Origin of the sequence: Kluyvera georgiana ATCC 51603 (genome assembly GCF_001654985.1) — a bacterium.
Taxonomy (GTDB): Bacteria; Pseudomonadota; Gammaproteobacteria; order Enterobacterales; family Enterobacteriaceae; genus Kluyvera; species Kluyvera georgiana.
Genome location: NZ_LXEU01000067.1, coordinates 82,546 through 90,934 on the forward strand (window position 1 = coordinate 82,546; position 8,389 = coordinate 90,934).

General features: G+C 45.6%; 8 protein-coding genes. All 8 read left to right on the forward strand.

Going from position 1 to position 8,389, the window contains the following annotated elements; all coding sequences use genetic code 11:
* Positions 1-59: 59 nt before the first annotated feature.
* Positions 60-1,031, forward strand: a complete 972-nt coding sequence (serB, locus tag M989_RS16990; RefSeq protein WP_064547175.1) for a phosphoserine phosphatase — start codon at positions 60-62, stop codon at positions 1,029-1,031.
* A gap of 10 nt (positions 1,032-1,041) precedes the next feature.
* Positions 1,042-2,424, forward strand: a complete 1,383-nt coding sequence (gene radA, locus M989_RS16995; RefSeq protein WP_064547176.1) for a DNA repair protein RadA — start codon at positions 1,042-1,044, stop codon at positions 2,422-2,424.
* A gap of 118 nt (positions 2,425-2,542) precedes the next feature.
* Positions 2,543-3,769: a multifunctional transcriptional regulator/nicotinamide-nucleotide adenylyltransferase/ribosylnicotinamide kinase NadR gene (nadR, locus tag M989_RS17000; protein WP_064547178.1), complete on the forward strand. Its 1,227-nt coding sequence runs from the start codon at positions 2,543-2,545 to the stop codon at positions 3,767-3,769.
* A 436-nt stretch (positions 3,770-4,205) separates the two neighbouring features.
* A complete protein-coding gene (locus tag M989_RS17005; protein WP_064547180.1) occupies positions 4,206-4,982 on the forward strand; it encodes an ABC transporter permease in 777 nt (258 codons plus the stop codon).
* Positions 4,979-5,644 (forward strand): ABC transporter ATP-binding protein, encoded by a 666-nt coding sequence (locus M989_RS17010; protein WP_064547182.1) that lies wholly within the window; start codon positions 4,979-4,981, stop codon positions 5,642-5,644. The genes M989_RS17005 and M989_RS17010 overlap by 4 nt, the downstream gene beginning before the upstream one ends.
* 15 nt (positions 5,645-5,659) lie before the next feature.
* Complete coding sequence (locus M989_RS17015; protein ID WP_064547189.1) at positions 5,660-6,055, forward strand: FAD synthase family protein; 396 nt, start codon at positions 5,660-5,662, stop codon at positions 6,053-6,055.
* The gene (locus tag M989_RS17020; protein WP_064547191.1) at positions 6,048-7,178 is read left to right on the forward strand and encodes a CDP-glycerol glycerophosphotransferase family protein; all 1,131 of its coding nucleotides are present in this window, start codon (positions 6,048-6,050) and stop codon (positions 7,176-7,178) included. Before M989_RS17015 ends, M989_RS17020 begins: the two co-directional genes overlap by 8 nt.
* Before the next feature lie 7 nt (positions 7,179-7,185).
* The coding region (locus M989_RS17025; protein ID WP_342447181.1) for a tetratricopeptide repeat protein at positions 7,186-8,389 on the forward strand (1,204 nt) is incomplete at its 3' end.

The window sequence follows — 8,389 nt, forward strand, 5'->3', positions numbered from 1 at the left end:
GTTACAAGGTAGCCTCATGCGTTATTTTCCTGGGCTTAATTAAGAAGATTGGAGCTGTAATGCCAAACAGTTTGACCTGGTGCGACCTGCCTGAAGATGTCTCCTTGTGGCCTGGGTTGCCGCTTTCGCTCAGCGGTGATGAAGTCATGCCGCTGGATTACCACGCTGGCCGTAGCGGCTGGCTGCTGTATGGACGCGGGCTGGATAAAGCGCGTCTGACAACCTACCAGCGCAAGCTGGGCGCGGCGATGGTCATTGTGGCAGCCTGGTGCGTGGAAGACTATCAGGTGATTCGTCTGGCGGGATCGTTAACGCCGCGCGCGACGCGCCTGGCGCATGATGCTGAGTTGGATGTCGCGCCGCTGGGGAAAATCCCGCATCTGCGCACGCCGGGCCTGTTGGTGATGGACATGGACTCCACGGCCATTCAGATTGAGTGCATTGATGAAATCGCTAAACTGGCCGGCACCGGCGAGCTGGTGTCAGAAGTCACCGAACGTGCGATGCGCGGCGAGCTGGACTTCAGCGCCAGCCTGCGCCAGCGTGTGGCAACGTTGAAGGATGCGGATGCCGATATCCTGCGTCAGGTACGTGAGACACTGCCGCTGATGCCTGGGCTGACTCAACTGGTGCTGAAGCTGGAAACGCTGGGCTGGAAAGTCGCGATTGCCTCCGGCGGCTTCACCTTCTTTGCCGAATATCTTCGCGATAAGCTGCGTCTGACCGCCGCAGTAGCCAACGAGCTGGGCATTCGTGATGGCAAGCTGACCGGTGAAGTGGTTGGTGATATCGTCGACGCGCAGTATAAAGCGAAAACGCTGCTGCAGCTGGCTGAAAAATATGAAATTCCGCATGCGCAGACCGTGGCGATCGGCGATGGCGCCAATGACCTGCCGATGATCAAAAAGGCCGGTCTGGGGATTGCGTATCATGCCAAACCCAAAGTGAATGAACAGACGGAAGTCACTATCCGTCATGCCGATCTGATGGGGGTGTTCTGCATCCTCTCCGGCAGCATGAATCAGAAATAAAGAGGTTAACGTGGCGAAAGCTCCTAAACGCGCATTTGTTTGTAATGAGTGCGGTGCGGACTACCCGCGCTGGCAGGGGCAGTGCAGCGCCTGTCATGCGTGGAATACCATCACCGAGGTGCGCGTAGCGGCTTCTCCCACGGTCGCGCGTAATGAGCGCCTGAGCGGCTATGCCGGTAATGCTGGCGTGGCGAAGGTGCAGAAGCTGTCGGAAATCAGCCTGGAAGAGCTACCTCGCTTCTCGACCGGTTTTAAAGAGTTTGACCGCGTGCTGGGCGGGGGGGTAGTGCCCGGCAGCGCCATTCTGATTGGCGGTAACCCGGGGGCGGGGAAATCAACCCTGCTGCTGCAAACCCTGTGCAAGCTGTCAGAACAGATGAAAACGCTGTACGTCACCGGTGAAGAGTCGTTGCAGCAGGTGGCGATGCGCGCGCATCGCCTCGGCCTACCGACCGCCAACCTGAATATGCTCTCGGAAACCAGTATCGAGCAGATTTGCCAGATTGCGGAAGAAGAGCAGCCGAAGCTGATGGTGATTGATTCCATCCAGGTCATGCACATGGCGGATGTTCAGTCGTCGCCGGGCAGCGTGGCGCAGGTGCGTGAAACAGCCGCCTATCTGACGCGCTTTGCCAAAACGCGCGGCGTGGCTATCGTCATGGTAGGGCACGTCACTAAAGACGGCTCGCTGGCTGGCCCGAAAGTGCTGGAACACTGTATCGACTGCTCGGTACTGCTCGACGGTGACGCTGATTCCCGTTTTCGTACCCTGCGCAGCCATAAGAACCGTTTTGGCGCGGTAAACGAACTTGGCGTATTCGCCATGACCGAACAGGGGCTGCGCGAGGTGAGTAATCCGTCCGCCATCTTCCTGAGCCGTGGGGATGAAGTGACTTCCGGCAGTTCGGTGATGGTGGTGTGGGAAGGGACGCGTCCGCTGCTGGTCGAGATTCAGGCGCTAGTGGACCATTCGATGATGGGCAACCCACGTCGTGTGGCCGTTGGCCTCGAGCAGAACCGTCTGGCGATTCTGCTTGCCGTTCTGCACCGCCACGGCGGTTTGCAAATGGCGGACCAGGATGTGTTTGTGAACGTGGTGGGCGGCGTGAAGGTAACCGAAACCAGCGCCGATCTCGCGTTACTGTTAGCGATGGTCTCCAGCCTGCGCGACCGACCGCTACCGCAGGATTTAGTGGTGTTTGGCGAAGTGGGGCTGGCCGGTGAAATTCGCCCGGTTCCCAGCGGACAGGAACGTATTTCGGAAGCGGCGAAGCACGGTTTCCGTCGGGCAATCGTCCCCGCTGCCAACGTGCCGAAAAAAGTTCCGGAAGGGATGAAAGTATTTGGTGTGAAAAAACTCTCCGATGCGCTGAACGTCTTTGACGATTTATAATGTCTGACTCCGGCGTCGTATTGCGACGCCGCTCTCTTTCCCCGGATAGTACCGTGAGTACATCCGGGTTTTTTGTATAATGGGTAGATGGTTCACCCCAATTTAGCAGGAGGCTCTTGTGTCGTCGTTCGACTATCTCAAAACCGCAATTCGTCAGAAAGGCTGTACGTTACAGCAGGTCGCAGACGCCAGCGGCATGACCAAGGGCTATTTAAGCCAGCTTCTGAACGCCAAAATTAAAAGCCCCAGCGCGCAAAAGCTCGAAGCCTTACATCGCTTCCTGAATCTGGAATTCCCACGTCAGCAGAAAAATATTGGCGTGGTATTTGGCAAGTTTTATCCCCTGCATACGGGGCATATCTATCTTATCCAGCGCGCCTGTAGCCAGGTTGACGAGCTGCACATCATCATGGGCTATGACGACACGCGCGATCGTGCGCTGTTTGAAGAGAGCGCGATGTCGCAACAGCCTACGGTGCCTGACCGTCTGCGCTGGCTGCTCCAGACGTTTAAATATCAGAAGAACATTCGTATTCATGCTTTCAATGAAGAGGGCATGGAGCCGTATCCGCACGGCTGGGACGTGTGGAGTGCGGGGATGAAAACTTTTATGGAAGAGAAGGGGATTCAGCCGAACTGGATCTATACCTCCGAGGAGTCAGATGCGCCGCAGTATCTTGAACACCTTGGCATTGAGACCGTGCTGGTGGACCCGAAGCGGACGTTTATGAATATCAGCGGCGCGCAGATTCGTGAGAATCCGTTCCGCTACTGGGATTACATTCCTACCGAGGTGAAGCCGTTCTTCGTGCGTACTGTCGCGATTCTCGGCGGTGAGTCCAGCGGCAAATCGACGCTGGTAAACAAGCTGGCCAATATCTTCAACACCACCAGCGCCTGGGAATATGGCCGTGACTACGTCTTTTCTCATCTTGGCGGCGACGAGATGGCGCTGCAATATTCCGACTACGACAAAATTGCGCTGGGCCACGCCCAGTATATTGATTTTGCGGTGAAGTACGCCAACAAGGTCGCCTTTATCGACACCGATTTTGTCAGCACTCAGGCCTTCTGTAAAAAGTATGAAGGGCGCGAACATCCGTTCGTCCAGGCGCTGATTGACGAATATCGTTTTGACCTGGTGATCCTGCTGGAAAACAACACCCCCTGGGTGGCGGACGGGCTGCGCAGCCTGGGTAGCTCTGTGGATCGCAAAGAGTTTCAGACGCTGCTGGTCTCAATGCTTGAGAAGAACAATATCGATTTTGTACACGTTGAAGAATCCGATTACGATTCACGCTTCCTGCGGTGCGTGGAGCTGGTGAAAGCATTGATGGGCGATTGATAAAAGAGGTGGCCCCTTTGTTAAAAGGGGCATTCAAAACAATATAAATTAATGATAATAATTTATAATATATATGCGTATCCTATGCTTATTTTTTCGGAAAAACGCTTAGGCGTATTCATTTCCCCTTGTTGATATGTAATGTCATGATTTTTAATAACAAACCATTGGGGTGATTATTATTAATTAATGCATTAAGTTTTATTAAATCAGTTTTCCTAGTCAGCACTAACTTTAAAAGTTAAATTGGCGTCGTTAATTAAATATAGTGGAATACATCAAGGGAATGATGTTGTTTAATTAAATTACGTGAATTATTAATTCATAACGTCAATTCATTTCCTAGAAATATTCATTTTATTTATTCAGTTTCAGCTAATGCCAAGGCCGTAATGGGGCAGGGCGGTAGCATGCCTGAATAACGGCGAGGATTGTGATGGCGAGAAGTGGTATCGAAGTTCAACGTGCTGCCGTAGAGGCATTATTTCTACGAGAAATAAAAACGCGGTTTGGGAAATATCGCCTTGGATATTTTTGGGCAATACTGGAACCCACTGCGCACCTGCTGGTGGTGCTGGCTATTTTTGGCTATTTCATGCATCGCACCATGCCGGATATCTCATTTCCTGTCTTTCTGATTAACGGCATCATTCCTTATTTTCTGTTTAGCCATATCACCAGTCGTTCGATTAGTGCGATTGAGGCCAATCAGGGGCTATTCAACTATCGACCGGTCAAGCCGGTCGATACCGTTATTGCGCGCGCGCTGCTTGAATCGGTTATTTATGGTTGCGTCTATATCATCTTAATGTGCATTGTCGGCTTTGCGGGCGAGGTGTTTGAGATAACGCAGCTGGTGACGTTAATACTGACCTGGCTGCTATTAGTGCTGTTCTCCTGCGGCGTTGGGCTTATCTTTATGGTGGTGGGTAAAACCTTCCCTGAAACCGAAAAGTTTCTGCCGATACTGATAAAACCCCTCTATTTCATCTCCTGCGTGATGTTCCCTCTGCATGCTATCCCTCGCGCTTATTGGCCGTATCTGCTCTGGAACCCGATTGTGCATATCGTTGAACTAAGCCGCGAGTGCGTGGTGGTTGGATATGTCAGTGAGGGTGTCAGTTTATCCTATGTGGCTTTTTGTACGCTGCTACTCCTCTTTTTCGGGTTGGCGCTCTACCGTGTTCGAGAAAAGGCAATGTTGACATCATGATCCGAATAGAAAATCTCACCAAGTCCTACCGTACCCCTCAGGGGCGACATTATGTTTTTAAAGATCTCAACATTGAACTTCCCTCGGGGAAAAGCGTGGCGATTATTGGCCGAAACGGTGCGGGGAAATCGACGCTTCTCAGGATGATTGGCGGGATCGACCAACCTGATAGCGGCAGAATTGTCACCGATAGCACCATCTCATGGCCTGTTGGACTGTCCGGTGGGTTTCAGGGAAGTTTGACCGGCCGTGAGAACGTGAAGTTCGTTGCCCGACTGTACGCAAAGAAAGATGAATTTAAAGACAAAGTGGATTTTGTCGAAGAATTTGCGGAGTTGGGGAAATACTTCGATATGCCAATTAAAACGTATTCATCAGGGATGCGCTCGCGGCTTGGGTTCGGGTTGAGTATGGCATTCAAGTTTGATTACTACCTTGTCGATGAGGTGACGGCGGTTGGCGATGCCCGGTTTAAGCAAAAGTGTGCGGATTTATTTAAGGAACGACATCAGGAGGCGAGCTTTTTGATGGTTTCGCATAGTTTGAATAGTTTGAAAGAGTATTGTGATACTGCATTGTTTGTGGGTAGGAATAATAAAATAATTATTCTGAACTCTATCGATGATGCTATTTCTTGTTATAAGAATGAAGAATTTATTTAATATGGAGAGTTATGTATGCGAACCATAATTACATTTGGTACATTTGATGTACTACATATAGGGCATGTTAACATACTAAAAAGAGCCCGGCTTTTAGGTGACCGTCTTATTGTTGGTGTTTCTTCTGATGCCTTAAATTACTCAAAGAAAAAACGTTATCCTGTTTATCCAGAGACTGAGCGCTGTGAGATAGTGTCAGCACTGTCATTTGTTGATGATGTATTTCTGGAAGAATCATTAGAGTTGAAAGGTGAATATATAAAAAAGTTTAACGCGGATATTCTTGTTATGGGAGATGATTGGAAAGGTCGGTTTGATATGTTTAAAAATCTTTGTGAAGTATTGTACCTTCCAAGAACTGATGGAATTTCAACAACTAAACTCATTGCTGAGATAAAAAAATATGGTTGAGAATCCTAAAGTTGGCTTTATTGGTTGGAACCCATTTCAATTTTTGCATATAAAAGACTTAGCCAATGCTATTTCAGGAAGTGTTTTTATTGTTGAGAAAAAAAACGAATCTCTGAATGAGTTTTCGGAAGAGTTTTTTAATGATGAAAATATTCCAGTTATGATCTGGGACCGAAGTAAAATGTCTCTGCTTGATGGTATATTTGATGTTATTGTATGTCAAACACCATTTTTCAGAATGGAAACATTTGAAAAAACCAAAATAGTCATGATCCAATATGGTTATGCTAAAGAACCTCATAATTATGGTGCATGGCGTTCGCTGGGGGATCTTTGTTTAACATATGGAGAATATGCAAATGATAAAATAAAAAATTTCTGTCCGGCAATTTGTACCGGTAATCCAAGATATGATCGTTGGACTAATCCAGATACATTTATAAAATGCTATGATAAATTTCAAAGTAGGTTCATTCCTGGTTTGAAAACTATTCTATATGTACCAACGTGGGGAGATTTATCCAGCATTGATGATTTTCTTGAATCTGTAATGGCGTTATCTGGTGAATATAATGTCATTCTTAAGTTACATCATAATACTGATCTTTTGGAAGGACATAGGAAAAATAGAGTTAATGGTCGAATTAACTATTTTGGCGCAAATGATGATCTCCTTGAGTTAATCTCAGTATCGGATATTGTTATATCTGATTATAGTGGTGCTATATTCGATGCAATATATTTTAATAAACCAGTGGTATTGCTGAGTAAAAATTGTAATGCAAATGAAATGGATTTAAAAATGGATGTTTATAGCATTGAATACGCGGAGAGAAATAATATAGGTTATGAAGTGTTCAAACCTGAAGAATTGTCATCTTCAGTTAAGTATATTTTTGACAATATAGAACATTTCTCGACCGTTCATTCCGAAATTAAGCAGCGTTTATTTGTTGAGACAAAAGATGCGGTTACTCAAGCAGTCCAGGCCATTCATAATTTACTCAATGACTGCTACAGTTTAACTCAGAGTCAGCGTTATATCAGGCATGTTAATCAGGAATTACTGTCGACAAAAAGAAAACTCCAAATCGCGTTGAAAAACAGCAAAAGTAAAGGTTGAAATTGTGATGTCATCTATATTTGGAAAAGCAATAAACGCTGCGGTAAAGAAAGAAAAAAATACACTTGATAAGCTAAAATTAGTTTTCCTTAAAAAAACAATTAGCTTAAAAAAATTGAAAAGATATTATAATTCATTCGCGGATAAACATGATTTTGATTCTTGCGTTAATTACTGTGAATATGTGATTAAAAAATACCCAAATAATTCTTTTGGTTATGAAGCTTTGGCTTCTCTATATGAAAAGGAAGGGCAGTCAGACAAAGCAAAAAAAATCTTAATCAATTCTCCTATTTTATCAAATAAAGGAAGGGCATCTATTACCCGTAATGGGAGTATAATGAAGAAAAATAACATTCCGGGCAAAGCTAAAAATGTTCTCCCAGGATTGAAGGCGTTAATTAAGTGTAATGATCATCAGGGTATTGTTGCTTTACTTTCATCCGTAAATGGATTATTGACACTCGAACAGATACTTATTTTTTCGAGGTCATGTCAAAATTTGAACGATCAGATTAATGCATTTGATATATTAATAAATGCGCAGAAACAATATCCGTCTGAGCGTAAAATACTGATGCGGATTGGTGAGATTTTACAAGATGATAAAAGGATTTTCGAGGCACATTCATTCTTCAAAGCGGCCAAAGCATGTTATCCTCAATATGGTGCTGTCAGACAACTATCTTTTGAGATAGATAATGACCAGATTCAGAGTGCTCGTTTGACGCTGGATAATATATTAACGTTTAGTCATAAGTCATTGATAAAATTCTTACCGGTTATTAATAGAGCGAGTCCTTTTTTTGGGGAGTATCGTGATGTATTAATAAAGATCAGGAGTAGTATTAAGGATTCTTTTTTAAATCAGCCGTCAAAGACTGGGGTTAGCTATGATGAGATTGTTAGGCTTTCTATAAAAAATAGATGGATTGACGTGGCTGAACAAATTATAACAAGACGTCGCCACACCCTAAGTCCTATATCTCAGGGTAATGTTGATTTAGTAAACTCAATAAAACAGTATATTGGTGATTTTAAAGTTCTATTTGCTGTAGCGAGTTATAACGACGAACATTATGGAATTAATACTTTATATAATGGACGGATTGTACCATTAACAAGCCTAAAAGATAACTGTAAAATTATTGAAGTATTTATTCCAACTGTTTTTTATACCATCCCATCGGAAGAAAAGCCAAGCTATGCAA